Source organism: Streptomyces avicenniae, assembly GCF_000719135.1.
Classification (GTDB): Bacteria; Actinomycetota; Actinomycetes; order Streptomycetales; family Streptomycetaceae; genus Streptomyces; species Streptomyces avicenniae.
Genome location: NZ_JOEK01000003.1, coordinates 316,907 through 341,603 on the forward strand (window position 1 = coordinate 316,907; position 24,697 = coordinate 341,603).

Consider the following 24,697-nt stretch of genomic DNA (forward strand, 5'->3'; position numbering starts at 1 on the left):
CGTCACCCGTTCGGCGCACGGCGCCCTACTCGGGGACGATCGCCACCGCGTCGATCTCCACGAGCACGCCAGGACGGGCGTGTCCCGCGGTGGAGACGACCGTGACGGCCGTGCGGTGGTCGCCCCACACCGTTCGCGCCGCCTCGTACCCCACCTGGGCGTCAACTCCCGTGGAAAGGTAGATGTTCAGCTTGGTGACGTGCTCGGGGCCGGTGCCCGCGGCGGCGAGCACGGTCAGCACGTTGCGCATCGCCTGGGTGGTCTGGGCCTCGATGCCGTCGAACAGCCGCCCGGTCCTGTCGGTGCCGAGCTGGCCGCCGACGTACAGCGTCCGGGCGACGGGCGCGATCACGCCCTGCGTGAAGGCGGCGTTGTAGTGCAGTTCTTCGGGGTCGAGGTGTGTCGTCCTCGTGGTCATCGGTGTCTCCCTGGAGGTGCCGGGTGTCGAGGGGCGGGCGGACGCCGGAGCCGGTGGGTCCCGGGGGACGCCCCCTGCTCAGGCGTCCGCCTGCGCCCACGGCGTCACTCTGGCACCACAGGCGGACAGGATCGGTCCGCAATCCCTGGCAGGCTGGGCGCCGTGCACAGGGCGAGCGGTGACGGGCAGGGCACGACGGAACGGGTCCTCACGCTGCTCGGTCTGTTGCAGCAGCGCCCGGTCTGGACCGGCTCCGAGCTCGCCGACCGGCTCCGGGTCACGGGGCGCACGGTGCGGCGCGACGTCGAGCGGCTGCGCGCGCTCGGCTATCCGGTGCACGCCGTCCAGGGGGTCGGCGGCGGCTACCGGCTCGGGCCCGGGCGTGACCTGCCGCCGCTGCTCCTCGACGACCAGGAGGCGATCGCCACCGCCGTCTCGCTGCTCGCCGGTGCGGGCGGCGCGGGGGGCGCGGTCGCCGGCGCCGGGGACGCCGCGCTGCGGGCGCTGTCCAAGCTCGACCAGGTGCTGCCCACCCGGCTGCGGCGCGAGGTGCGCGCGCTCTCCGGCGCGGTGGAGTCCTTCGGCGGAGGCCGCACGTCGGTGGACCCCGACGTGCTCATGACGCTGGCCAGGGCCTGCCGTGACGAGGCCGAGGCCGGTTTCGACTACCCGTCCGGGGGCGAGGTGCGGCGTCGGCGGGTCGAGCCCTACCGCCTGGTCGCCTCCGACCGGCGCTGGTACCTCCTGGCCTACGACCTCGACCGCGACGGCTGGCGCAGCTTCCGCGTGGACCGGATGACCGGCGCGTCCGCACGGACCTGGCGCTTCGTCCCGCGCGAGGCGCCCGACGCGGCGGCGTTCGTGCAGGAGGGGGTGGCGAGCCGGGTCTATCCGCGCCGGGCGCGCTTCCTCGTGCACGCGTCGGCCGACACGGTGCGTGCGCAGATCCCGGCGTCGGCGGCCGTCGTCCGAGGGCGGGGGAGCGACCTGTGCGAGGTGCTCAGCGGCGCCGCCCGCCTGGACGCCGTGCTCATGCACGTGCTCCTGCTGGGGCACGACTTCGAGATCCTCGACCCTCCCGAGCTGGGGGAGCGCTGCCGCGAGCTGGCGGAGCGGCTGCTGTCGGCCGGTGCGAAGGCGCCCCGGGCTCCGGGCACGGACGAGGCGTGACGGCCGCCCGGGCCCGCGCGTCGTGGCAGGTCGGGGCGCGGCGGGTGCGAGGAACAGCCGGGGCCGCCACCCCCCACAGGAGAGACCCCGGCTGTCACCGGGCGCGAACGGTTGAGGCTCGGGCCCGTACCTCTCTCAGCGCCGCGCGGCCCGCAACTGTTACCGAGCGGATACGACCGGATGCGCCATGGACTCATGGCGCCGCGCCGCGTAGCGTTCAGGCACGGGAGACACACTGTCACCAGAACCAGGCGGTATGCGGTGTGAGGGCCGCGGAGGGGGCCGGGAAGTGCGCGGGGAGAACTGCGAGTTGACCGCGGCGGTGCACGCTGCCCAGTCGGGGGACGAGGCGGCGTTCCGCGCCGTCTACCGGGCTGTGCACCCGCGGCTGCTCGGCTATGTGCGGACGATCGTCGCGGAGCCGGACGCGGAGGACGTCACGGCCGAGGCGTGGCTCCAGATAGCGCGCGACCTCGGACGGTTCAGCGGCGACGCCGACCGCTTCCGCGGCTGGACGGCCCGCATCGCGCGGAACAGGGCGCTCGACCACTTACGGGCGCGCGGCAGGCGCCCCCAGGAGACGTGCGCGGACGAGGACGACCTCGCCGACCTGCCGTCGTCCGCCGACACCGCCGAGGAGGCCATCGCCGCCCTCGACACCAGCCGGGTCCTCCAACTCGTCGCCGAGCTGCCGCAGGAGCAGGCGGGCGCGGTGATGCTGCGGACCATGATCGGGATGGACTCCAACCGCGCCGCCCTGCTGCTCGGCACGCGGCCCGGCGCCGTCCGTACGGCCAACCACCGCGGGCTGCGGCGGCTGGCGCAGCGCCTCGACCCGTTCGGGCTCGACGGCGGCGGCGTCACGGCGGCGGTGTAAGGGGTGACGGCGGCGCGCGCCGCGGCGCGGAAGCCCAGGTGGCGGTCACGGGGACGGCACGGAGGCGGGCGCGCTGTAACGAATCCGGAAGCTACGGCGCAGTAAGGAACGGGCCGACTGGTCATCGGCTCAGCGGGGCATACTCCGAGGTCCCCCCCGTACCTCAGAGTGCCCCCGCGCGGGCGGGGTGCTTTTCCCGGCCCCGCCCGCGCACCTTTCTTCCCCCGGGTTCCCCCCTTCTCCGCGCGCCAGGTCCCGTACCGGATCACCGGACGGACGAACCGGCGCCAGGCGGCACCGGATTCCCACCTCCGCGTCGGGCCCCGTCCGTGGTGAACGGGGAATTACCCACGGGTGATCCATGGCGTCACCTCATTTCCACGAAACGTTTGCCTTTCCCTCCGTTCACCTTTCCGGCGGCCACTTCGCCGTAAAGGTGAACGGTCGCTTTCCTGGAGGCCGCGCGACGGTGAACCCAGGGCGCTGATCAGGCGAAATTCTCTTCGGCGCGGATGAGTTGGCCACCAGGTGTCGCGCTGTTAACTCTTTGTTGAGGCTGAGTTGGTCCGACACTCGGACACGCGGCCTACCGTTCTTTCCGTGCCCGATTCATCCCCCACGCCACTTCGCGTGGCCGTGCTGGCGGATTCCGACACCAGGTGGAAATGGGGCGCGCTCACGGCGCGCCGGATAGCCCCCGAGTCATCCGTCACCGGCTATGTCCTCCGTGGCCGAGCGACGCCCACGGAACGGCAGCTGGCCGAGACGGGAACCGATCTCGACACGCCCGTCGAGATCACCGCCGTCGATTTCCTCGCCGAGCTGGCCCGCCGCCGTACGCCCGAGGCGCCGCCCTACGACGTCCTCGTCCTCGCCTGCGTGGGCAACACCGTGCAGGCCATGCTGCACGGCCTCGCCCGCACCTGGCACGGGACGGTACGGCGCACCGCCGTCGTCACCGGCTACGTCGGCGTCGTGTACGAGAACCTGACCAGCGGGCTGCTCGCGCGCCACGGCGCCGACCTCATCCTGGCCAACAGCCCGCACGACGCGCGCCGCTTCCGTGACCTCTTCCGGGGCGTGCGCGCGGACGGCGGGGCCGTCACCGAGTGCGCGCTGCCGTTCCTCGGCGGCGCCCCGTACGACCCCGACGCCGTCGCGCGCGGCGAGCGCCCCTACCGGGTGGTCTTCGCCGTCCAGCCGTCCGTGCCGTCCAGCCGCAAGGACCGCGCCTACCTGCTGGACCGCGCCATGGACCACGCGCGCCGCCACCCGGGCCGCGAGGTCGTGCTGAAGCTGCGCAGCAAGCCGGGCGAGCACACGACGCACCTGGAGGAGCTGCCCTACCAGCGGCTCGCCGAGCGGGCGCGGGGCGAGCAGCCCCCCAACTTCCAGCTGGCCTACGGCAACATGGGCGAGGTCCTGGACGGCACGGACCTGCTGGTGACCGTCAGCTCGACCGCCGCGCTCGAATCGCTCCACCGCGCCATCCCGACGGCGATCCTCACCGACCTCGGGATACGCGAGCAGCTCGGCAACCACTACTTCGTCGGCTCGGGCTGCTTCGCCTCCTGGGACGAACTCGACGGCGGCGCCGTCCCCGTGCCCGACCGCGACTGGCTCGCCGACCAGGGGCTGCGCGTCCCGACGGAGCACGCGTTCGCCACCGCGCGCGGACGCCTCGCCGGGCTGCTCGAACAGGCGGCGGAGGACGCGGGGCTCGCCCCGCTCGACCCCTACTACACGGTCCGCACCGCGCCCGGCTACCTGCCGGGCGCCCTCGCCCGCCACGGCCTGGACGCCAAGGGCGAGCCGCAGGGCGGCCCGCAGGCGACGGCGCAGACCACCGGCATGCGCGCCGCGTCACGGCGGCTGCTGCGCAAGACCGCGCGCGGCGCGTACCGCGCGGGCGCGCAGCGGGTGGCGCCGATGATCCGCCGCTGGGGCCAGCTGTGACGGCGCCCCGCATCCGACCGGCCGACGTGTCTCCGATCGACGAGCAAAGGCATCACGCATGAGCACTGTGCTGGCAGTGATCCCCGCACGCGGGGGTTCCAAGGGGGTGCCGGGCAAGAACCTGGCGCCGGTCGGCGACGCCTCGCTCGTCACACGCGCCGTCCGCGCGTGCCGCGCGGCGCGCCTGCTCACCTCCGTGGCCGTCTCCACCGACGACCCCGACATAGCCGCGGCGGCACGGGCCGCCGGCGCCGAGGTGATCGAACGCCCCCCGGCGATCGCCGGTGACACCGCCACCAGCGAGGCGGCCGTGCTGCACGCGCTGGACGGCTACGAGGAGCGGCACGGCGTGCGCGCCGACGTCGTCCTGCTGGTGCAGTGCACGAGCCCGTTCATCACGGCGGACGAGCTGGACGGCGTCACCGCCGCCGTGCTCGCCGGGGCGGACAGCGCGCTGACGGCGGCCCCGTTCCACGGCTTCGTCTGGCGCGAGGCCGACACCGCCGGAGCCGACACCGACGCCGAGAAGGACGACGGCACCGGCGCGTACGGCGTGAACCACGACAAGGCCGTCCGCCCCCGCCGCCAGGACCGGCCGCAGGACCTGCTGGAGACCGGCGCCGCCTACGCGATGCGCGCCGACGGCTTCCGCGCCGCGCGCCACCGCTTCTTCGGCCGCACCGACCTCGTGCGCACCGACCCGGCCCGCGTGCTGGAGATCGACGACCCGCACGACCTCGCCCGCGCCCGCGCGCTCGCCCCGCTGCTGGACGGCGACGCCCCTGAGCTGCCCGCGGGGCCTTTCCCCGGCTACCTGCCGACCCGCGCCGACATCGACGCGGTCGTGCTCGACTTCGACGGCACCCAGACGGACGACCGGGTGTTCGTCGATTCCGATGGACGCGAGACCGTCTCCGTGCACCGCGGTGACGGCCTCGGCATCGCCGCCCTGCGCCGGGCGGGGCTGCCGCTGCTGATCCTGTCCACGGAGGAGAACCCGGTCGTCGCCGCGCGGGCGCGCAAGCTGCGCATCCCCGTCCTGCACGGCATCGACCGCAAGGACCTCGCCCTCAAGCAGTGGTGCGAGGAGCACGACATCGCGCCGGAGCGCGTGCTCTACGCGGGCAACGACGTGAACGACCTGCCCTGTTTCGGCCTCGTCGGCTGGCCGGTGGCCGTCGCCAGCGCCCATGACGTGGTCCGCGGAGCCGCTCGCGCGGTCACCTCCGCGGCCGGTGGCGCGGGCGCGATCCGCGAGATCGCCTCGTGGATTCTCGGAAAGGAACTGACCTCATCATGACTTCTGGCAACGAGCGCCTGCGCAGCTTCGGCGACCGCGTCGTGGGTCCCGGCCGTCCCGTCTACGTCACGGGCGAGATCGGGATCAACCACAACGGTGACCTGGAGAACGCCTTCGCGCTCATCGACGCGGCCGTCGAGGCGGGCTGCGACGCCGTGAAGTTCCAGAAGCGGACGCCGGAGATCTGCACGCCGCGCGACCAGTGGGACATCGAGCGGGACACCCCCTGGGGCCGGATGACGTACATCGACTACCGGCACCGCGTCGAGTTCGGCGAGGAGGACTACCGCGCGATCGACGCCTACTGCGCGAAGCGCGGCATCCACTGGTTCGCGTCGCCGTGGGACACCGAGGCCGTCGCGTTCCTGGAGAAGTTCGACCTGCCCGCCCACAAGGTGGCCTCCGCCTCCCTGACCGACGACGAGCTGCTGCGCTCCCTGCGCGCCACCGGCCGTACCGTCATCCTCTCGACGGGCATGTCCACGCCGAAGCAGATCCGGCACGCCGTCGAGGTCCTGGGCAGCGAGAACATCCTGCTCTGCCACGCGACCAGCACCTACCCGGCGAAGGCCGAGGAGCTGAACCTGCGCGTCATCCACACGCTCCAGGCGGAGTACCCGAACGTCCCGATCGGCTACTCGGGCCACGAGACGGGCCTCCAGACGACGCTGGCCGCCGTCGCGCTCGGCGCGGTCTTCGTCGAGCGGCACATCACCCTCGACCGCGCCATGTGGGGCTCTGACCAGGCCGCGTCCGTCGAGCCGCAGGGCCTCCAGCGGCTGGTCCGCGACATCCGGATCATCCAGGAGTCGCTGGGCGACGGCGTGAAGAAGGTCTACGACAGCGAGCTGGGCCCGATGAAGAAGCTGCGCCGCGTCCAGGGCGTCGTCGCCGAGGGCGAGCAGGCGGAGCGCGAGCCCGCCAACGCCTGAGCCGCCGTCCGGCCAGGACGGCGCGGGAACAAGGGAGATGGGGACGGTGAGGACCGCATGAGTGAGCAGTGCGAGCAGACCCTGGCGTTCGCCGAGAGCCCGGTGCAACTGCTGAACACGGTGGAGTGGGCCCATGCCACGCTGCCCCCGGGCACCGGCATCACGATAGCGATCCTCCCGCCCCACGACCCCACGAGCCGGGGCCAGTTGCGCCGCATGGCGCAGCTCGCGCGCGACGCGGGGCACCGCGTCCTGTGGCGGGAGGCCAGGGGCGGCGCCGTCGCGCCGTCCAAGGCGCTCGCCGCCCTGGCGGGGCCGCTGCGCAGGGCACGGCGCCTCGTCGTCGGCGACCCGTTCTCGCGTTATCTGCAACTGCTGCTGTCCATGGCGGGCGACAGCGACATCGTCGTCGTGGACGACGGCACGGCCACGATGGAGTTCACGGCCCAACTGTCCCGCGGCGAACGGCTGGTGCGCTGGCACCGGCCGCGCGCGCGGGGCGCCGCCTCGCTGCTGTTCTCCCCGGTCGCACGCCGCGCGGTGCGGCGCCTGCGGCCCGTCCCCGGGCGCCGCGTCGAGGTGTTCACGGCCATGGCGGTGCCGCCGCTCGACGGCGCCACCGTCACCGACAACACGTTCGCCTGGACGCGCGCCACCTTCGGGCCGCCCCGGCTGACCGGCGGCGCCGACCTCGTGGGCACCTCGCTCGTCGAGACGGGCGTCCTGGACGCGGACCGCTACGTCGCCGCCGTCGCCCGGCTCGCCACCGACCAGGGCGTGACGCGCTACTTCGCGCACCGCAAGGAGAGCCAGGAGAAGCTGCACCGGCTCACCCGCGAGGCGGGCGTCGAGATCGTGCGCCCCGACTTCCCGCTCGAACTCGTCGCGCGCCGCGGCCCGATCGGCAGCCGCATCCTCAGCTTCCCCTCGACCGTCGTGCACACGCTGCCGCGCGTGCTCGCCGGGACGGGCAGCGAGGTCGTCGTCTGCGACATAGACCGCAGCTGGTACACGGAGGGCGTGACGGAACGCGCCTCCGGGTTCCTGGCGGACGTCACCAGCACGGCGCTCGGCGCCCACGGCCTGACGTCCCTCCCCGCCCGCCCGTAGCAGGGGCCACGCCCGCCCCGCCGTCCGCGATGTGGACAAAGAAAGCAGTCATACCCAGTCGATTGCGGGCTTATGCGGCCGGAGACTAAGTCCGTCGTATGAACTTTCCATGATCATCCAGCACTTGGCCCCTGATCGGCGTTAATCTCGGTCGGGTGAGTGATCTGCTGTCCCCGGAGTCCACGCCGATCCTGCCCCTGGACGACCGCCTGCGCGCCGAGCTGATCGCGTTCCGCCGCGATCTGCACATGCACCCCGAGCTGGGCAACCAGGAGGTCCGCACCACCGCCGCCGTCGCGGCGCGCCTCGCACGCGCCGGGCTCGCCCCCCGCGTGCTCGACGGCGGCACGGGCCTGATCTGCGACGTACGCGCCCCCGGGCAGGACGGGCCGCTCCTCGCGCTGCGCGCCGACCTCGACGCGCTGCCGATCCCCGACACCAAGACGGTGCCCTACCGCTCCACCGTGCCCGACCGCGCCCACGCCTGCGGCCACGACGTGCACACCACCGTCGTCCTCGGCGCGGGCCTGGTGCTGGCCGAGGCGGCGGCCACCGGCCGTCTGACGCGCCCCGTGCGGCTGCTCTTCCAGCCGGCCGAGGAGGTGCTGCCCGGCGGCGCGCAGGACGCGATCGCCGCCGGTGTCCTCGACGGCGTGGACCAGATCCTCGCGCTGCACTGCGACCCCAAGGTGGACGCCGGACGCATCGGCGCCCGCGTCGGCGCGATCACGTCCGCCTGCGACCGCATCGAGATCACGCTCGCCGGGCCCGGCGGCCACACCGCGCGCCCGCACCTGACGACCGACCTCGTCACCGCAGCCGCCAAGGTCGCCACCGAGGTCCCCGCGCTGCTGGCCCGCCGCGTGGACACCCGCGCCGGGATGGCCGTCACGTGGGGGCGCCTCACCACCGGCCACGCGCCCAACGTCATCCCGCAGACCGCCGAACTGTCCGGCACCATGCGCTGCCTCGACCTGGCCGCCTGGCGCGCCGCGCCCGACCTGGTGCACGCCGCCGTGGACGAGGTCGCCGCGCTCTACCGGGCCAAGTCCGAGATCCAGTACATCCGGGGCGTCCCGCCGGTCGTCAACGACGCCGCGTCCACCGCGCTGCTCGTGGAGGCGATGACGCTGCGCTTCGGCGCCGCCGCCGTCGAGGAGACGGAACAGAGCCTCGGCGGGGAGGACTTCTCCTGGTACCTCGAACACGTCCCGGGCGCGATGGCGCGGCTCGGCGTGCGGCCCCCGGCCGTGCCAGGCGTCCCGCGTCCGGCCGCCAAGGACATTCACCAAGGCGATTTCGACGTGGACGAACGCGCCCTCGCGGTCGGCGTTGACCTCCTGACCACGGCGGCGCTGCTGGGCTGAGGTGGCGGCCGGGCCGCCGCCCGGCCGTGTTGCGGACGTATTTCGTTAACACCGATCTGATAACGGGAAGAGCTTCCCTCTTCCCCCTTCATCTACGCGCGTTACGATCTGCCGCAACGGCGCCGTAAGAGGCGCTTTCGACCGAAGGGAACGTCCTCTTGCGCCGCGTATCACGGCTTTCGGCCACGATCGCCCTCACCGCAGCACTCGCCTTCACCGCCACCGCCTGCGGCGAGAGCTCCACCGATTCCAACGGCAACGGCGGCGGCAGCTCCAGCGGTGGCAGCAACGGTGGCGACAGCAACGAGTCGGCCGGTGTCGGCATCGCCTTCGACGTCGGCGGCCGTGACGACCACTCCTTCAACGAGTCGGCCGCGACCGGCGGCGACCGCGCCGAGGAGGAGCTGGGCGTCAGCATCGACTACCAGACCGCCCGCAACGGCGAGACGCATGACGACCGCGTGCAGCGCCTGACCGCCATGGCCCAGGCCGGTTACAACCCGGTCATCGGCGTCGGCTTCCTCTACAACGACTCCATCGCCGAGGTCGCCGCGCAGTTCCCCGACATCACCTTCGGCGTCGTGGACTCCGCCCCCGAGGGCGACAACGTCTACGGCATGACGTTCGCCGAGCACGAGGGCTCCTACCTCGCCGGTGTCGCCGCCGCCCTCACGACCGAGACCGGCCAGGTCGGCTTCATCGGCGGTGTCGAGAACCCGCTGATCCAGAAGTTCGAGGCCGGCTTCGTCCAGGGTGTCGAGGCGACCAACCCCGACGTCGAGGTGGACGTCCGCTACCTCTACCGCGACGACGACCGCGGCTTCAACGACCCGGCGCGCGCCGCCGAGACGGCCGACGCGATCCTCGGCGACGGCGCCGACATCGTCTACACCGCCGCCGGTTCCTCCGGCACCGGCGCCATCGAGACGGTGGCCGGTGTGGACGGCGCCTGGGCGATCGGCGTGGACTCCGACCAGTGGGCGCAGCCCGGCCTGGCCGAGTACCAGGACAGCATCCTCACCTCGGTCGTGAAGAGCGTGGACGTCGCCGTCTTCGACCTGATCGAGTCGGTCGAGAACGGTGAGACGCCCTCCGGTGTCCACAGCTACACCCTCGCCGAGGGCGGTGTCTCGCTGGCCACCTCGGGCGGCTTCATCGACGACATCTCCGCGGAGATCCAGGCCGCCACCGACGGCATCGTCAACGGCGAGATCACGGTCAGCGACACCCCGTAACCGCCGCGGCCACGCCGCCGGTCGTCCGTCCCCGCGCCCCGGGGGCGGGCGATCGGCGGCGCAGCTACGCGGGTAGAGGGTGAGCGTGCCCCGAACCGGTACCACCGGACCTCCGGCGCGGTACGGTCTGCCACGAGCAGGACCGGCCGACGACGTCCCCGTCCGAGGAGAGTGCGACATCCCAGCATCGAGCAGCAGCGCGGTCGAACTGCGCGGCATCACGAAACGCTTCCCCGGCGTCGTCGCGAACCACGACATCGACATCACCGTCCGGCGCGGCACCGTGCACGCCCTGGTCGGCGAGAACGGCGCGGGCAAGTCCACGCTGATGAAGATCCTCTACGGCATGCAGCGGCCGGACGAGGGCACCATCGCCGTCGAGGGCGAGCAGGTCTCCTTCCGCTCCCCGGCGGACGCGATAGCCAGGGGCATCGGCATGGTGCACCAGCACTTCATGCTCGCCGACAACCTCACGGTGCTGGAGAACGTCGTCCTCGGCGCGGAGAAGGCGTACGGCATCGGCGCCCGCGCCCGCGCGCGCATCACCGAGCTGTCCGAGGCGTACGGCCTCGCGGTCCGCCCCGACGCCCTGGTCGAGGACATCGGCGTCGCCGACCGGCAGCGCGTCGAGATCCTGAAGGTCCTCTACCGCGGCGCCCGCACGCTCATCCTGGACGAGCCGACGGCCGTCCTCGTCCCGCACGAGGTGGACGCGCTCTTCGGGAACCTGCGGGAGCTGACCGCCGAGGGCCTGACCGTGCTGTTCATCTCGCACAAGCTCGGCGAGGTCCTGTCCGTCGCCGACGACATCACGGTCATCCGGCGCGGCACCACGGTCGCGACCGTCGTGCCCCGGGAGACGAACCCGAAGGCGCTGGCCGAGCTGATGGTCGGCTCGGAACTGCCGGTCCCCGAGACCCGCGAGTCCACCGTCACCGACGAGCCCGTGCTGACCGTCGCCGGGCTGCACCTGACGGGCCTCGACGCGGACGGCGTCGCGCGCGACCTGCTGACCGGCATCGACCTCACGATCCACCGCGGCGAGGTCCTCGGCATCGCCGGGGTCGAGGGCAACGGCCAGGCGGAGCTGGTCGAGGCGATCATGGGCATCCGCGTCCCGGACAGCGGCGTGATCACGCTGGACGGCGCCGACGTCTCGCAGGCCCCGACACGCGCCCGCCGCGTCGCCGGGATCGGGTACGTCCCCGAGGACCGGCACCGGCACGGCCTGCTGCTCGAAGCCCCGCTGTGGGAGAACCGGATGCTCGGCCATGTCACCGAGCGGCCCAGCAGCAAGGGCCCCTGGCTCACCGCCCGCGACGCCCGCGCCGACACGCGCCGGATCGTCGAGGAGTACGACGTCCGCACGCCAGGCATCGAGGTGACGGCCGGCTCGCTGTCCGGCGGCAACCAGCAGAAGCTGATCGTCGGCCGCGAGATGAGCCACCACCCCAAGGTCCTGATCGCCGCGCACCCGACGCGCGGCGTGGACGTCGGCGCGCAGGCGCAGATCTGGGACCAGATCAGGCGCGCGCGCCGCGAGGGCCTGGCCGTCCTGCTGATCTCCGCCGACCTCGACGAGCTGATCGGCCTGTCCGACAGCCTCCGCGTGATGTACCGCGGGCGGCTGGTGGCCGACGCCGACCCGGCGACGATCACGCCCGAGGAACTGGGCACGGCCATGACCGGCGCCGCCTCCGGGCACCTGGAGCACGGCGAGGTCCCCGCGGCGCCCGCGGCCCCCGCCGTCCCCGCGCAGGCGGCCCCGCCCGCGCCCGACGACGCCGCCCCGACCCCCGAGGCCCAGAAGGAGGGCGACCGGTGAACACCCCGCTTCGGCGTATCGACCGCGAGAAGCTGGTCCTCGGCCTCGCCGCGCCGCTGCTCGCGCTCGTCACCGCGCTGGCCATCACGTCGCTCGTGCTGCTGGCGACGGGCGACGACCCGTTCCACGCCTACCAGGTGATGGTGGACTTCGGCAGCAAGAGCGACAGCCAGGTCTGGATCCTCAACAAGGCGATCCCCTACTACCTGGCAGCCGTCGCCGTCGCGGTCGGCTTCCGGATGAACCTGTTCAACATCGGCGTGGACGGCCAGTACCGCGTCGCCGCGTTCTTCGCGGCCGTGGTCGGCGGCGCCCTGAGCCTGCCGGGCTTCGTCCAGATCCCGCTGATCATCCTCGTCGCGATGGTGTGCGGCGGCCTGTGGGCCGGGATCGCGGGCTACCTGAAGGCGGCGCGCGGGGTCAGCGAGGTCATCACGACCATCATGCTGAACTTCATCGCGGGCTCGCTCATCGGCTACTTCTTCCAGGAGGGCCGCCTCGCCGAGCGCGAGGGCAACCTCATCCGCACCCCGGCGATCCCGGAGTCCAGCCACTTCTTCGAGATCAGCACCCGCGTCCAGCCCATCAACGGCACGTTCGTGCTGGCGGTCCTGGCGGGCGTCGCGTACTGGGTGGTGCTCAGCAGGACGCGCTTCGGCTTCGACCTGCGGGCCGTGGGCCGCTCCGAGTCCGCCGCAGAGGCGAGCGGCGTGAGCGTACGGCGCACGGTCGTCACGGCCATGCTGCTGTCCGGCGCCATCGCGGGCCTGGTCGGCATGCCGACGCTGCTCGGCCAGTCGGGCAGCTACGGCATCGACTTCCCGGAGGGCCTCGGCTTCACGGGCATCGCCATCGCCCTGCTCGGCCGCAACAACGCGCTCGGCATGGGCTTCGCCGCCCTCCTGTGGTGCTTCCTCGAACGCACCGGCACGCAGCTGGAGTTCGAGGGCTACGCGCAGGAGATCGTCGGCGTGATGCAGGGCGTCATCGTCCTGTCCGTGGTGATCGCCTACGAGTCGGTGCGCCGCTGGGGTGTGAAACGGCAGCAGCGCATGGTCGGTGAGGAACTGGCCGCGCGTGCCCGCCGTACCGCGAAGGACCAGGACAAGAACTCGGCGGAGGTGTCCGCGTGACCACCGAACTCGACACCGGCACGGCGCCCGCCGCGGGCAAGGCGACCGCCGCGCCAGGCAAGGCGGGGCGCAGGCGGCTGAGCTACCCGGTCGTCCTCCTGCTGATCGCGGCGGGGCTCGTCCTGCTGTCCGTGGTGCGGTCGATCACCGGCGAGGAGAGCCTGACGGCGACCGCGCAGTGGGCGTCCACGCTCTCGTTCGCCGTGCCCATCGGTCTCGCCGGTCTCGCCGGGCTGTGGGCGGAACGGGCCGGTGTGATCAACATCGGTCTCGAAGGCATGATGATGCTCGGCCTGTTCGCCGCGGGCTGGGCCGGCTGGCAGTGGGGCCCGTGGATCGCGGTGCTCGCCGGGATCGTGGGCGGCGCGCTCGGCGGCCTGCTGCACGCGATCGCGACGGTCACCTTCGGCGTGGACCACATCGTCTCCGGTGTGGCCATGAACATCCTGGCGCTCGGCGTCGTGCAGTTCCTCGCCAAGGAGGCGTTCGGCGCGGAGGGCAGCGCGGCGGCCGAGGCGGGCGGCAACGACAAGCAGTCGCCGTCGATGGACCGCATGGAGCCGTTCACCGTCCCCGGCATGTCCGACGCGCTCACCGACCTGGCCGACAGGCACTGGTTCCTGATCTCGGACGTCGCGGGCATCCTCGGCGCGCTGGTGAACGAGATGTCGTGGCTGACGCTGGTCGCGGTCGCGCTGTTCGTGCTCACCTGGTACGTGCTGTGGCGCACGTCCTTCGGCCTGCGGCTGCGCTCCTGCGGCGAGAACCCGGAGGCCACCGAGTCGCTGGGCGTGAACGTCTACGCGTACAAGTACTTCGCGCTGATCATCTCGGGCGGCCTCGCCGGGCTCGGCGGCGCGTACCTCGCCGTGCTGATCCGCATGTACCAGGACGGGCAGACCGGCGGGCGCGGCTACCTCGGGCTCGCCACGATGATCTTCGGCAACTGGCGCCCCGGCGGCGTCGCCACCGGCGCGGGCCTGTTCGGCTTCATGGACGCGCTCCAGACCCGTGGCGGCGGCGAGACCGTGCACGCCACGCTGCTGCTGTTCGCGCTGATCCTGGCCGCCCTGTCGGTCTGGTGGTTCACGCGCGGCAAGCGCCTCCAGGCCGTGGTCGGCGTCGTCGTGGCCGTGCTGCTGTGGCAGTGGTACGAGGCGACGGGCGAGATGCCGCTCGAACTGGTCAGCGCCAGCCCGTACCTCACGACGCTCCTGGTCCTCACGCTCTTCGCCCAACGGCTGCGGGCACCACGCGCGATCGGCAGACAGTATCGGAGGGGACAAGGCGGATGACGGACAATCACCCCGTGGACGACAGCACAGGCGGCCAGGACGACGGCGGCGCGGACTGGGAGGCGCTGCGCGCCGCCGCGCGCGCCGCGATGTCCCGCGCGTACGCCCCCTACTCCTCCTACCCGGTCGGCGCCGCCGCCCTCGTGGACGACGGCCGTACCGTCTCCGGCTGCAACGTCGAGAACGCGTCGTACGGCCTCGGCCTGTGCGCCGAGTGCGGGCTCGTCTCGGCGCTGCACGCCACCGGCGGCGGACGCCTGACGCACTTCACCTGCTGCAACGGCGCGGGCGAGCGCATCACCCCCTGCGGCCGGTGCCGTCAGCTCCTCATGGAACACGGCGGCCCCGGCCTGCTGGTGGACACCGCAGAAGGCGTCCGCCCGCTGTCCGTGCTGCTGCCCGACGCCTGGCACCTCGCCCAGTAGAAGGAAACCCATGCACACGCCCGACGCCATCTCCGTCATCCGCGCCAAGCGCGACGGCCAGGCCCTCACGCCCGAGCAGATCGACTGGGTCATCGACGCGTACACGCGCGGCGAGGTCGCCGACGAGCAGATGTCCGCGCTCGCCATGGCCATCCTGCTCAACGGCATGGACCGCGCCGAGATCGCCCGCTGGACCGCCGCGATGATCGCGTCGGGCGAGCGCATGGACTTCAGCTGCCTGCCGCTGCCGACGACCGACAAGCACTCCACGGGCGGCGTCGGCGACAAGATCACGCTGCCGCTCGCCCCGCTGGTCGCCGCCTGCGGCGCCGTCGTGCCCCAGCTGTCGGGCCGCGGCCTCGGCCACACCGGCGGCACGCTCGACAAGCTGGAGGCCGTCCCCGGCTGGCGGGCGCGGCTGTCGGGCGAGGAGATGATGGACGTCCTGCGCGGTCCCGGCGCCGTCATCTGCGCGGCGGGCGAGGGCCTGGCCCCGGCCGACCGCAAGCTGTACGCGCTGCGCGACGTCACCGGCACCGTCGAGTCGATCCCGCTCATCGCCTCCTCGATCATGTCGAAGAAGATCGCCGAGGGCACCGGCGCGCTGGTCCTCGACGTGAAGGTCGGCTCGGGCGCGTTCATGAAGACGTACGAGGACGCCCGCGAACTGGCCGCGACGATGGTCGGCCTCGGCACCGACCACGGGGTCCGCACCGTCGCGCTGCTCACCGACATGTCCACGCCCCTCGGGCTGACGGCGGGCAACGGCCTTGAGGTCCGCGAGTCCGTCGAGGTGCTGGCGGGCGGCGGCCCGGCCGACGTCGTCGAGCTGACCCTCGCGCTGGCCCGCGAGATGCTGGACGCCGCCGGGCTCACCGACGCCGACCCGGCGCGCGCCCTGGCGGACGGCTCGGCCATGGACCGCTGGCGCCGCATGATCGCCGCCCAGGGCGGCGACCCGGACGCGCCGCTGCCCGTCGCGCGCGAGACGCACACCGTCACCGCGCCCGCCGACGGCGTCCTGACGACGCTCGACGCGTACGCCGTCGGCCTCGCCGCCTGGCGACTCGGGGCGGGCCGTGCGCGCAAGGAGGACCCGGTGCAGGCCGCCGCCGGGATCGAGATGCACGCCAAGCCGGGCGACCGCGTCAGCGCGGGCGCCCCGCTGCTCACCCTGCACACGGACACCCCGGAGCGCTTCCCGGCCGCGCTCGCCGCGCTGGAGGGCGACGCGATCCAGGTCGGCCAGGAGTCGCCGGGGCCGCGCAGGACGGTGCTCGACCGGCTCGCCTGACGGCCCGGGGGCGCACCACCCTGCGTTCACCCACGCCTACGGGACGTTCACGGTGTCCTGGGGCACTTGTCGGCCCGTGATGTCCGCGATGCCGGATTCGCCTGCCATCATCGTGTCCGATGCCTAGTACCCTGAAGAACGGTTTCGGTGGAACGACACGGCGGGAGGTGGGGCTGCGATGCGCAGTGAACCTCCCAGCCATCCGCCGCGCCACGCCTCACCGCCCGGGTAACAGCCGTACCGCCCGGGACGGCAGGCGTGTGCGCGCACCTCGGATGCCCGTGCCCGCCTTCCGAACCCCGGGGGTTCTCCCGTCATGACGCACCTGCCCGCGCTGCTGGAGGAGCACGACCTCGCCGGCGCCCTCGAATGGCTGGAGACGCAGCCGCCGTACGCCATCGCCGACGAGATCGCGCGCATGGACGCCGTCGAGTCCGTCGTCTCCTTCCGCCTCCTCGACAAGGACCGCGCGCTCGAAGTCTTCGAGGAACTGGATCCGGTCGATCAGCAGCAGATCCTCGAAGGGCTGCGCGACCAGGCGTTCCGCGACCTCGTCGAGGGCATGGACCCGGACGACCGGGCCCGCATGCTCAAGGAGGCCCCGGCGAAGGTCGCCCAGCGCGTCCTGGCCGGACTGAGCGCCCACGAGCGGCAGATGACCGCCGCCCTCCTCGGCTACCCGGAGGGCTCGGTCGGCCGCTACATGACGCCGGAGACCGTCGCGCTCCAGTCGGAACTGACGGTCGGTCAGGCGCTGGAGGTCGTCCGGCTGCGGGGGGCGCGCGCCGAGACGATCTACACCCTCCCCGTCGTGGACCGCGGGCGGCGCCTCACCGGCATCGTGGAGCTGCGCGAACTCGTCCTCAGCGAGCCGGAGGCCATGGTCTCCGCCCTCGTCGTCACCGAGCCGCCGATGGCCCGCGCCACCGACCCGGCCGAGACGGCGGCCCGGCTGATGCGCGAGACGAACGTGCTCGACCTGCCGGTCGTGGACAGCGAGAACCGGCTCGTCGGGCTGCTGACCAGCGACGACGCGTTCGAGGTCATCGAGGCGGCCGACAGCGAGGACGTCGCGCGGCAGGCCGGTTCCGAGCCGCTTGAGCGGCACTACATGTCGGCCAGCGTCTTCCAGCTGTCGCGCACGCGCATGCTGTGGCTGATGCTGCTGCTGGTCGCCGCGACGATGACCGTCTCCGTCAACCAGCTGTACGAGAACGAGCTGGAGGCCGTCACCCAACTCGCGCTGTTCGTCCCGCTGTTGATCGGCACCGGCGGCAACACCGGCGCCCAGGCGGCCACCGCGGCCGTCCGCGCCCTCGCGGTCGGCGAGGTGCGGACCTCCGACCTGCTGAAGGTCATCTGGCGCGAGTGCCGCACGGGGCTGCTGCTCGGCGCGATGCTCGCCGTACTCGGCTTCGCCGTCGGCTCGTTCTTCGTGGACGTGGACGTCGCGGCCGTCGTCGCGATCACGCTCGTCGTCATCTGCGCCTGGGCGTCCACCGTCGGCGGGACGATGCCACTGCTCGCGAAGAAGCTGCGCATCGACCCGGCCGTGGTGTCGGCGCCGATGGTGACCACCCTGGTGGACGCGACGGGCCTCGTCATCTACTTCACGACGGCCAAACTGATCCTGGGCATCTGAGCAGCCGTCACGCCCCGGCCCGGCCTGCGGGATCGGGGCGTGCGGGGCTCAACCCCTCGGTCGCCAGCCGGAACAGGCGTTGCGCCTGGGCGGCCGGGTCGGCGCGGTGTTCCGTGGCCATCGTCACGCCGACGGCCAGGGCGATCAGGTCGGCCGCGGTGACGTCCCTGGCCACGGCGCCGTGGCGCACGGCGGCGCGCAGCAGGGGTTCCGCCGCCTCCTGGAGCGTCGCGGAACAGCTGTCGTCCTGGGCCGAGCCGTCGTAGGAGAGCGCGACGGCCAGCTCCCGCGCGCGCACGCAGTAGGCGACGACCTCGTCCAGCCAGTCCAGCAGCGCGCGGCGCGGGTCGCTCCCCGCGGCGCCCGCCAGGTCCAGGGCGCGGGCGTGCAGGGCCTCGACCCGCTTGCGGGAGACCGCCTCAAGCAGCGCGCGGCGGGAGGGGAAGTGCCGGCGCACCGTCGCCGAACCGACTCCCGCGGTGCGTGCGATCTGCTCGAAGGAGGCGTCGGCGCCGCGCGTGGCGAGCTCCTGCTCCGCCACGGCGAGGACGTGCAGGTAGTTGCGCCTGGCGTCGGCGCGCTGGTGTGCGGGCATGGCAGCGGCTCCTCGGGGCCATTGATAAACGGCGGGTCCCGCCATATCGTAGCCGGGCAAGAAGTGGCGGGGCCCCCCCCCTTTTGAGGGCGCCCCCCCGGGGAAGGCAAGGGCCCGTGCCGTCGCGGCGCTGGGAGCCGAGCTGGCGACCGGCGACCTGGACGACCGCGCGTCCCTGGCCCGCGCGGCGGCGGGCGCCCGTGCGGTCTTCTCGGTGCAGATGCCCGCCATGACCGAGGACGGCTTCGACTTCGAGGGTGAGGTCAGGCAGGCCGCCGACCTCGTCGGGGCCGCGCGGGACGCCGGTGTGCCGCAGTTCGTGCACACCTCCGTGACCGGCGCGGGGCAGCACACCGAGACCCCCGGCTGGGCCGAGGGCCGTTGGGCGGCGATGGAGGGCACCCTCGGCGCCAAGGCCGCGATCCAGGACCTGGTCCGCGCCGCGGGATTCCCGTACTGGACACTGCTCAAACCCGGCTTCTTCATGGAGAACTTCCTCCCCTCAAGCGCCTTCCTGTTCCCCCGCGGCCTCGAAGGCGGCCTGGTCAGTGTCCTGAAGCCAGGCACCCGGCTGTCGCTGGTCGCGGTGGACGACATCGGCGCCACGGCCGCGGCGGCCGTCGCCGATCCCCGGGCGTTCCACGAGGTCGAGCTCGAACTGGCCAGTGATCACCTGTCGATGGCGCAGATCGCCGCGGTGCTCTCCGAGGTCCTGGGCAGGCACCTGCCCGCGCCCGACATGACCGAGGCGCAGGCCCTCGCGGCCGGAATGCCCGCGCCGGGCGCGAACCACGAGTGGCTGAACGTGGCCGAGCAGCCGGGCCGCCCCCAGTACGCGCGCGCACTCGGCATTCCCCTCACGACCTTCGCGACCTGGTCCCGCAGGCACATGAGCCCGGTGGCGGGCTGACACCATGGGGGCGTGAAACGGCTTCTGTTCTCCGGCGGTTCCGTGCTCGACGTCGCGTCGGGGGCCGTGGCGCGCGCCGACGTCGTCGTGGCGGGTGACCGCGTCGCCGCCGTGGGCGCCGGGCTCGACGGCGACGAGGCGGTGGACTGCGCCGGGCAGTTGGTCGTGCCGGGCTTCATCGACTGCCACACGCACGTCACGCTCGCCGCCTCGCGCGACGAGCCGTTCACGCTGCCGCGCTCCGCCCGCGTCCTGTCGGCCGTGCCCGTGCTGCGCACGCTGCTCGGGCTCGGCGTCACGACGGTGCGCGACGCGTGGGGCGCGGACGCCGGGACGCGGCTGGCCGTGCGGCGCGGCTGGGTGGAGGGGCCGGACATCCTGGTGTCCCTGCGGCAGGTCTCCACGACCGGCGGCATCGGCGACCACTGGTCGCCGCGCCTCGGGCCGGTCGATTTCTTCGGCGATCCCGCCCTGCCTGACCCGGTGTTCGACGGGGCGGACGGCGCGCGGGCCGTCGTACGGCGCATGGTGCGGGCCGGTGCCGACTGGATCAAGGTGGCCGCGACCGGCTCGATGGCCGCCGGGGGCGGCGTGACCGACCGGCGGATCACGCCCGCCGAGATGGCCGCGCTGGTGGACGAGGCCGAACGGCAGGGCGGGCGCGGCGTGATGGTGCACGCGCACGGCGCGCGCGCCGCCGAGGAGGCCGCGCGGGCGGGGGCGCGGAGCGTCGAGCACGGGGTGTTCCTGGACGAGGCCGCCGTCGCGGCGATGGCCGAGGCGGGCACCTGGCTCGTGCCCACCCTGTCGGTCACCCAGCCCCGGCCACCGGGCCAGGAGGCCGATCCGGGCGCAGAGTTCGAGGCGGGCGACGACGTCGAGGCGCACGCGGCGGCGCACCGCGCGTCCGTCCGGCTCGCGGCCGAGGCCGGGGTGCGGATCGCGATGGGCACCGACAGCCCGGTCAGGCCGCACGGCGAGGCGCTGTCCGAGATCGCGCACCTGGCGGGCCCCGGCGGGCTCGGGGCGGCCGGGGCGTTCCGCGCGGCGACCTTGGAGGCGGCGCGGCTCCTCGGACTCGCCGACGACCGGGGTGAGATCGCCGCGGGGAAGCGCGCCGACCTGGTGCTCCTCGACGGCGAGGGGCTCGACACGGCCGGGCTCGCCGGGCGGGTGCGGGGCGTGTGGCGCGACGGGCGGCGGGTCGCATGAGTCCCACGCGCACATGCCAGCCGCACGGGCGCCGGGGTTTGTGGGCTTCGGGACGCCGTGTGAAGGGTAAGCAGGCAGCGTGAACAACGAGGGGCGCAGTGGTGTGTGGTTGCTCGTCGTCGCCCTTGTCGCGTTCGCCGCCCTTGTCCTGCCGAACGCGCTGGGCGCGGGCGGTTCCGCCGCGCTGCCCTCGGCCGTGCCGTCGCTGCCGCCGTCGGAGCCGTCGGCCCCCGCCCCCGCGCCGAGCCGCAGCCCCGAGCCGCCGCCCGACCCGACGGGGGAGGCGTTCGAGGCGGTGCGCACCGGGGACTGTCTGGCCGTCCACGACACCGGCACCGGCGCGTGGAGCAGCGAACTGCCGCAGCGCGTCGCCTGCGACGCGGACACGGCGTACGTCCGCGTCACCGACGTCCTCGCCCAGGCCGCCGACTGCCCCGAGGGCCCCGGCTGGAGCTTCTGGTCGTACACCTGGGGCGTGCAGACCGTCGCGCTGTGCCTGACGCGGCAGTTCGAGACGGGCTACTGCATGCTCGGCCAGACCACGGACCAGGAGGACGGCATGCGCGCCGGGTTGCTCAGCGTGGTCGAGTGCGACGCGCCGTCCCTCCCGGACGGCTACGACCGCGTGTTGCACATCAGCAGCGTGGAGGAGACCCCGGCCGACATGACGGGCCCGCTGTGCGCCCGCGAGGACGGCGATCCGACGGAGTACTGGTACTGGGTGGTCGATGGCGGGCGGACGTTGGTGTGCACCATGGAGTACGCGGGCGCGCAGGCGGGCGGTTGACGGGGCGCGGACGGTCAGCGCGTCGCCGTCCACACCAGTGCGCCGGACAGCCCGGCCAGGATCACGGCTCCTGCGCCGAGCGGGACTTGGAGCGGTAGCGACGCTAGGAATCCGAGCAGGCAGTAGGCTCCGGCCAGCATCGACAGCGTGTGCTGCGCCCGCGCCGGGCCGCGCCGGTTGAGCCGCACCAGCAGCGCCACGTAGACGGCCGTCCACAGCGCGGCGCGCGGCTCGCCGAGGGACGTCGCGTCGAACACGTCGGTCGCCCAGCGGAAGGCGCCGTACTCCCGCAAGTCCTCGGTGGCGCCCGCCACATCGCGCACGTACGGGTCGATCGCGAGCGAGCCGGGGTCGCTGGTCCGCAGGTGGTGCTGCAACCACTCGGTCACCACCAGGGCCGTCACGCCGAGCGAGTGCAGCAGCCCGGGCCACGGCCCGACGGCCCGCTGCCGCAGGGACGGGCGGGTGTCGGCGAGGGGCGTATCGAGCGTCTGCGGCATCTCCACCCCATGACCATCCCGCATCCGCCGCACGCCCACAACCGGCACGCGGTGCCGGGTCGGTGCCGGAACACGGCGGAGGGGCCCGCGTCGTGCGGGCCCCTCGGTGAATGTCGCCGTGGACGTCGCCATGGGCGTGCGGACGTTCGCGCGGACGTCGCCGTGGCGCGGGTCAGGCCGCCGTCGCCAGCGCCCGGCGCTCGCCGCGCGCCCGGTGCGTCGCGTACAGGGTGATGCCCGCCGTCGCCGTGAGCGCGGCCAGCGCGAAGACCACCAGGCTCGTCCAGCCGCCCGCGTGGTAGATCACGGCGCCCGCCGTGCCGCCGACGCTCGCGCCCAGGTAGTACGCGACCTGGTACAGCGCCGACGCCTGCGCCCTGCCGTGCGTCACCGTCCGGCTGACCGATCCCGAGGCGACCGCGTGGCCGAAGAAGAAGCCGCCGGTGATCAGGACGAGGCCGGTCAGGACGAGCGCCAGGCTGTCCGACAGGCTCAGGAGCAGCCCGGCCGAGACCGTCACGATCGCCGCGTACAGCGCGCCGCGCCGCCCGAGGCGCCCCAGCAGCGGGCCGGTCGAGCCGGACGAGACCGTGCCGACCAGGTAGATCACGAAGACCGAACCGGCCAGCCCCGCCGAGAGGCCGAAGGGCTCCTCGGTCAGACGGAAGCCGATCACCGTGTAGACCGCGCTGAACGCCGCCATCAGCAGCGCCCCGATGCTGTACAGGCGCAGCAGGAGCGGACGCGCCAGGTGGCCGCCGACCGTGCGCAGCGCCACCCGGGGCCGCAGCGGGGCAGGGGAGAAGTTCCGCGCCGGAGGGAGCAGCAGTCGGAAGACGACCGCCGACACCAGGCCGAGCACTGCTATCGCCCCGAGCGCCGCTCGCCAACCGTAGCCCTCGGCGACCCAGCCCGTCATGACACGCCCGGTCATGCCGCCCACGCTGTTGCCCGCGATGAACAGACCGATCGCCCCGACGGTCTCCCGCGCGGGCAGCTCCTCCGCCAGGTAGGCCGTCGCCGACGCCGGGATGCCCGCCAGCGCCGCGCCCTGGAGCGCACGCAGCACGATGAGCGTCGTCAGGTCAGGGGCGAAGGGGATGAGCGCGGAGAGCGCGACCGCCGCCGCGACCGAGGCCGTCATCGTCTGGCGCCGCCCGAAGCGCTCGGACAGCGTGCTCAGCGGCAGCACGGCCACCGCGAGGCCGATCGTCGTCGCGGAGACGGTCCAACTGGCCTGGTCGGCGCGCACGCCGAAGCCGTCCGCGATGCCGGGGAGCAGGGCCTGGGTCGAGAAGAGCATGGCGAACGTCGCGACGCCGATCGCGAACAGGGCGAGGCTGATGCGGGTACGCACGTGTGAAGGGGTGGCGGTCAACGGCGTGGCGGAGGCGGTCGCGGTGGCGACCACCCCCTTTGCAGCGGTGGGCATGCAGCAAACGTAGAACTCCCGTATCGATGCGTCCAATGCATGGATCTGCGAGTATTCATCCACCAGTGCATAAGTGGAGCTGAGGGGCGGGCATGTCATCACCGGGCAACGAGAACGACATCGGCGTAACAACGGTCACACCGGGCCTGGCGGATCTGGAACCCGACGCGTGGGCCGCGCTGCTGAGCCCGCGGCTGGCGCAGTTCGCCGCCGTCGCACGGCACGAGCACATCACGCAGGCCGCCCGTGAGCTGGCCGTCCCGCAGTCCACCGTCAGCCGCACGATGGCGCGCCTGGAGGCGGATCTCGGCGTCCCGCTCCTCGCCAGGCACGGCCGCACGGTCTCCCTCACCCGCGCGGGCCGCGACTTCGCGCAGGCGGTGGAACGCGCCCTGGCCGAGCTGGAACGCGCCGCCGAGGCCGTCCGCACGGACGCCGACCCGGCGGCGGGCAAGGTCGCCTTCGGCTTCCTGCACACGATGGGCCCCGAGACCGTGCCCGGCCTGCTGCGCGACTTCCGCAAGGAGCACCCGCGCATCCGCTTCGTCCTGGTGCAGAGCTACGGCGAGGACATGATCGAGCGGATGCGCGCGGGCGAGCTGGACCTGTGCCTGACCTCGCCCGTGCCGGAGGCGCCCGACCTCGTCACCCGCAGGCTGGACGAGCAGCGGCTGCACCTCGTCGTCCCGGCCGACCACCGGCTCGCCGGGCGCCGCCGGGTGCGGCTCGCGGAGGCGGCGGACGAGCGGTTCGTGACCCTGGAGCCCGGCTTCGGGCTGCGGCGGCTCACCGAATCGCTGTGCGAGCAGGCGGGGTTCAGGCCGCGCGTCGCCTTCGAGGGCGAGGAGCCCGAGACGTTGCGCGGCCTCGTCGCGGCCGGGCTGGGCGTCGCGCTGCTGCCGCCGCCGACCGTGCCCCGCCCCGAGGTGCGGGAGTTGACCGTCACCGCGCCGCGCGCGGCGCGGCAGATCGGTGTGGCCTGGCCCGCGGGGCGGCCGGACACGGCGCCGGTCGCCGCGTTCAAGCGGTTCCTGCTGGGGCGGCGCGGGCGGCTGGCGGGCATTCCGGCGCCCGAGTGATCACCGGTCGGCGCGGGGCTGGTCGGGTAGGTGCCCGGCGGTGTGCGCGGGAGGCGCGCCGCGGGCAGGGGGGAGGGAGCGTGGAGCCCGCGACGGCCGGACGCTCGTTCCCGACCCGGACGCTCGTTCCCGACCCGGACGGTCGCCCGCCGACGAGAGCTCCGTACCCGGCCCGGACCGCGCGTCCTTCCCACCGGGCCGCA

At 73.5% G+C, this 24,697-nt stretch carries 21 protein-coding genes and 1 pseudogene; 18 read left to right on the plus strand and 4 right to left on the minus strand.

Annotated features, from left to right (window positions below; translation table 11 throughout):
• Nucleotides 1-25: 25 nt before the first annotated feature.
• Complete coding sequence (locus IF27_RS08295; RefSeq protein WP_052848744.1) at nt 26-418, minus strand: RidA family protein; 393 nt, start codon at nt 416-418, stop codon at nt 26-28.
• 162 nt (nt 419-580) lie between these two features.
• On the opposite strand from IF27_RS08295, the gene IF27_RS08300 reads away from it, so the two are divergent.
• From IF27_RS08300 to mgtE, 14 genes are all read left to right on the plus strand, one after another.
• Nucleotides 581-1,588 (plus strand): helix-turn-helix transcriptional regulator, encoded by a 1,008-nt coding sequence (locus IF27_RS08300; RefSeq protein ID WP_052848745.1) that lies wholly within the window; start codon nt 581-583, stop codon nt 1,586-1,588.
• 322 nt (nt 1,589-1,910) lie between these two features.
• Nucleotides 1,911-2,465 (plus strand): RNA polymerase sigma factor, encoded by a 555-nt coding sequence (locus tag IF27_RS08305; protein ID WP_338058197.1) that lies wholly within the window; start codon nt 1,911-1,913, stop codon nt 2,463-2,465.
• Between the two features lie 600 nt (nt 2,466-3,065).
• Nucleotides 3,066-4,421 (plus strand): DUF6716 putative glycosyltransferase, encoded by a 1,356-nt coding sequence (locus tag IF27_RS08310; RefSeq protein ID WP_052848747.1) that lies wholly within the window; start codon nt 3,066-3,068, stop codon nt 4,419-4,421.
• Between the two features lie 58 nt (nt 4,422-4,479).
• Nucleotides 4,480-5,721 (plus strand): acylneuraminate cytidylyltransferase, encoded by a 1,242-nt coding sequence (locus IF27_RS08315; RefSeq protein ID WP_052848748.1) that lies wholly within the window; start codon nt 4,480-4,482, stop codon nt 5,719-5,721.
• A complete protein-coding gene (locus tag IF27_RS08320; protein ID WP_052848749.1) occupies nt 5,718-6,653 on the plus strand; it encodes an N-acetylneuraminate synthase family protein in 936 nt (311 codons plus the stop codon). Before IF27_RS08315 ends, IF27_RS08320 begins: the two co-directional genes overlap by 4 nt.
• A gap of 57 nt (nt 6,654-6,710) precedes the next feature.
• Nucleotides 6,711-7,763 (plus strand): hypothetical protein, encoded by a 1,053-nt coding sequence (locus IF27_RS08325; protein ID WP_052848750.1) that lies wholly within the window; start codon nt 6,711-6,713, stop codon nt 7,761-7,763.
• Between the two features lie 155 nt (nt 7,764-7,918).
• On the plus strand, nt 7,919-9,130 hold the full coding sequence (locus IF27_RS08330) for an amidohydrolase (protein ID WP_052848751.1): 1,212 nt from the start codon (nt 7,919-7,921) through the stop codon (nt 9,128-9,130).
• A 158-nt stretch (nt 9,131-9,288) separates the two neighbouring features.
• Nucleotides 9,289-10,365, plus strand: a complete 1,077-nt coding sequence (locus tag IF27_RS08335) for a BMP family lipoprotein (protein ID WP_052848752.1) — start codon at nt 9,289-9,291, stop codon at nt 10,363-10,365.
• Between the two features lie 178 nt (nt 10,366-10,543).
• Nucleotides 10,544-12,190, plus strand: coding sequence for an ABC transporter ATP-binding protein (locus IF27_RS08340; RefSeq protein WP_338058199.1), 1,647 nt, complete (start codon nt 10,544-10,546; stop codon nt 12,188-12,190).
• On the plus strand, nt 12,187-13,323 hold the full coding sequence (locus IF27_RS08345) for an ABC transporter permease (RefSeq protein WP_052848753.1): 1,137 nt from the start codon (nt 12,187-12,189) through the stop codon (nt 13,321-13,323). The genes IF27_RS08340 and IF27_RS08345 overlap by 4 nt, the downstream gene beginning before the upstream one ends.
• Complete coding sequence (locus IF27_RS08350; protein ID WP_052848754.1) at nt 13,320-14,618, plus strand: ABC transporter permease; 1,299 nt, start codon at nt 13,320-13,322, stop codon at nt 14,616-14,618. The genes IF27_RS08345 and IF27_RS08350 overlap by 4 nt, the downstream gene beginning before the upstream one ends.
• Nucleotides 14,619-14,632: 14 nt before the next feature.
• Entirely contained in the window at nt 14,633-15,043 is a 411-nt protein-coding gene (locus tag IF27_RS08355; protein ID WP_223290959.1) for a cytidine deaminase, read from the plus strand.
• 10 nt (nt 15,044-15,053) lie between these two features.
• Entirely contained in the window at nt 15,054-16,337 is a 1,284-nt protein-coding gene (locus IF27_RS08360; protein WP_052848756.1) for a thymidine phosphorylase, read from the plus strand.
• Between the two features lie 316 nt (nt 16,338-16,653).
• Nucleotides 16,654-17,979, plus strand: coding sequence for a magnesium transporter (gene mgtE, locus IF27_RS08365; RefSeq protein WP_052848757.1), 1,326 nt, complete (start codon nt 16,654-16,656; stop codon nt 17,977-17,979).
• Between the two features lie 7 nt (nt 17,980-17,986).
• Here the strand turns inward: mgtE and IF27_RS08370 are convergent, their stop codons facing one another.
• Nucleotides 17,987-18,574 carry a TetR/AcrR family transcriptional regulator gene (locus IF27_RS08370; protein ID WP_052848758.1) on the minus strand — a complete coding sequence of 196 codons (588 nt, stop codon included), beginning with the start codon at nt 18,572-18,574 and terminating at the stop codon, nt 17,987-17,989.
• A gap of 97 nt (nt 18,575-18,671) precedes the next feature.
• On the opposite strand from IF27_RS08370, the pseudogene IF27_RS08375 reads away from it, so the two are divergent.
• The 3 genes and pseudogenes from IF27_RS08375 to IF27_RS08385 form a co-directional block, all read left to right on the plus strand.
• Nucleotides 18,672-19,484 (plus strand): annotated as a pseudogene (locus IF27_RS08375) (NmrA family NAD(P)-binding protein); the annotation flags it as partial.
• A 12-nt stretch (nt 19,485-19,496) separates the two neighbouring features.
• Entirely contained in the window at nt 19,497-20,696 is a 1,200-nt protein-coding gene (locus IF27_RS08380) for an amidohydrolase family protein (RefSeq protein WP_052848759.1), read from the plus strand.
• A 79-nt stretch (nt 20,697-20,775) separates the two neighbouring features.
• Nucleotides 20,776-21,483: an LppU/SCO3897 family protein gene (locus IF27_RS08385; RefSeq protein WP_190232863.1), complete on the plus strand. Its 708-nt coding sequence runs from the start codon at nt 20,776-20,778 to the stop codon at nt 21,481-21,483.
• A 14-nt stretch (nt 21,484-21,497) separates the two neighbouring features.
• Here the strand turns inward: IF27_RS08385 and IF27_RS08390 are convergent, their stop codons facing one another.
• Together IF27_RS08390 and IF27_RS08395 are read right to left on the minus strand one after the other, a co-directional pair.
• Nucleotides 21,498-21,989, minus strand: coding sequence for a hypothetical protein (locus IF27_RS08390; protein ID WP_052848761.1), 492 nt, complete (start codon nt 21,987-21,989; stop codon nt 21,498-21,500).
• Nucleotides 21,990-22,155: 166 nt separating this feature from the next.
• A complete protein-coding gene (locus tag IF27_RS08395) occupies nt 22,156-23,415 on the minus strand; it encodes an MFS transporter (protein ID WP_052848762.1) in 1,260 nt (419 codons plus the stop codon).
• A 92-nt stretch (nt 23,416-23,507) separates the two neighbouring features.
• Here IF27_RS08395 and IF27_RS08400 point away from each other — a divergent pair, with 92 nt between their 5' ends.
• Complete coding sequence (locus IF27_RS08400; RefSeq protein WP_052848763.1) at nt 23,508-24,494, plus strand: LysR family transcriptional regulator; 987 nt, start codon at nt 23,508-23,510, stop codon at nt 24,492-24,494.
• Nucleotides 24,495-24,697: the final 203 nt, after the last annotated feature.

What these genes read in the sequence shown, in the direction of transcription:
- IF27_RS08295 (WP_052848744.1), bottom strand. Translation starts at nt 418, where the DNA reads ATGACCACGAGGACGACACACCTCGACCCCGAAGAACTGCACTACAAC.
- IF27_RS08315 (WP_052848748.1), top strand. Translation starts at nt 4,480, where the DNA reads ATGAGCACTGTGCTGGCAGTGATCCCCGCACGCGGGGGTTCCAAGGGG.
- IF27_RS08320 (WP_052848749.1), top strand. Translation starts at nt 5,718, where the DNA reads ATGACTTCTGGCAACGAGCGCCTGCGCAGCTTCGGCGACCGCGTCGTG.
- IF27_RS08325 (WP_052848750.1), top strand. Translation starts at nt 6,711, where the DNA reads ATGAGTGAGCAGTGCGAGCAGACCCTGGCGTTCGCCGAGAGCCCGGTG.
- IF27_RS08360 (WP_052848756.1), top strand. Translation starts at nt 15,054, where the DNA reads ATGCACACGCCCGACGCCATCTCCGTCATCCGCGCCAAGCGCGACGGC.
- mgtE (WP_052848757.1), top strand. Translation starts at nt 16,654, where the DNA reads ATGACGCACCTGCCCGCGCTGCTGGAGGAGCACGACCTCGCCGGCGCC.
- IF27_RS08370 (WP_052848758.1), bottom strand. Translation starts at nt 18,574, where the DNA reads ATGCCCGCACACCAGCGCGCCGACGCCAGGCGCAACTACCTGCACGTC.
- IF27_RS08395 (WP_052848762.1), bottom strand. Translation starts at nt 23,415, where the DNA reads ATGCCCACCGCTGCAAAGGGGGTGGTCGCCACCGCGACCGCCTCCGCC.
- IF27_RS08400 (WP_052848763.1), top strand. Translation starts at nt 23,508, where the DNA reads ATGTCATCACCGGGCAACGAGAACGACATCGGCGTAACAACGGTCACA.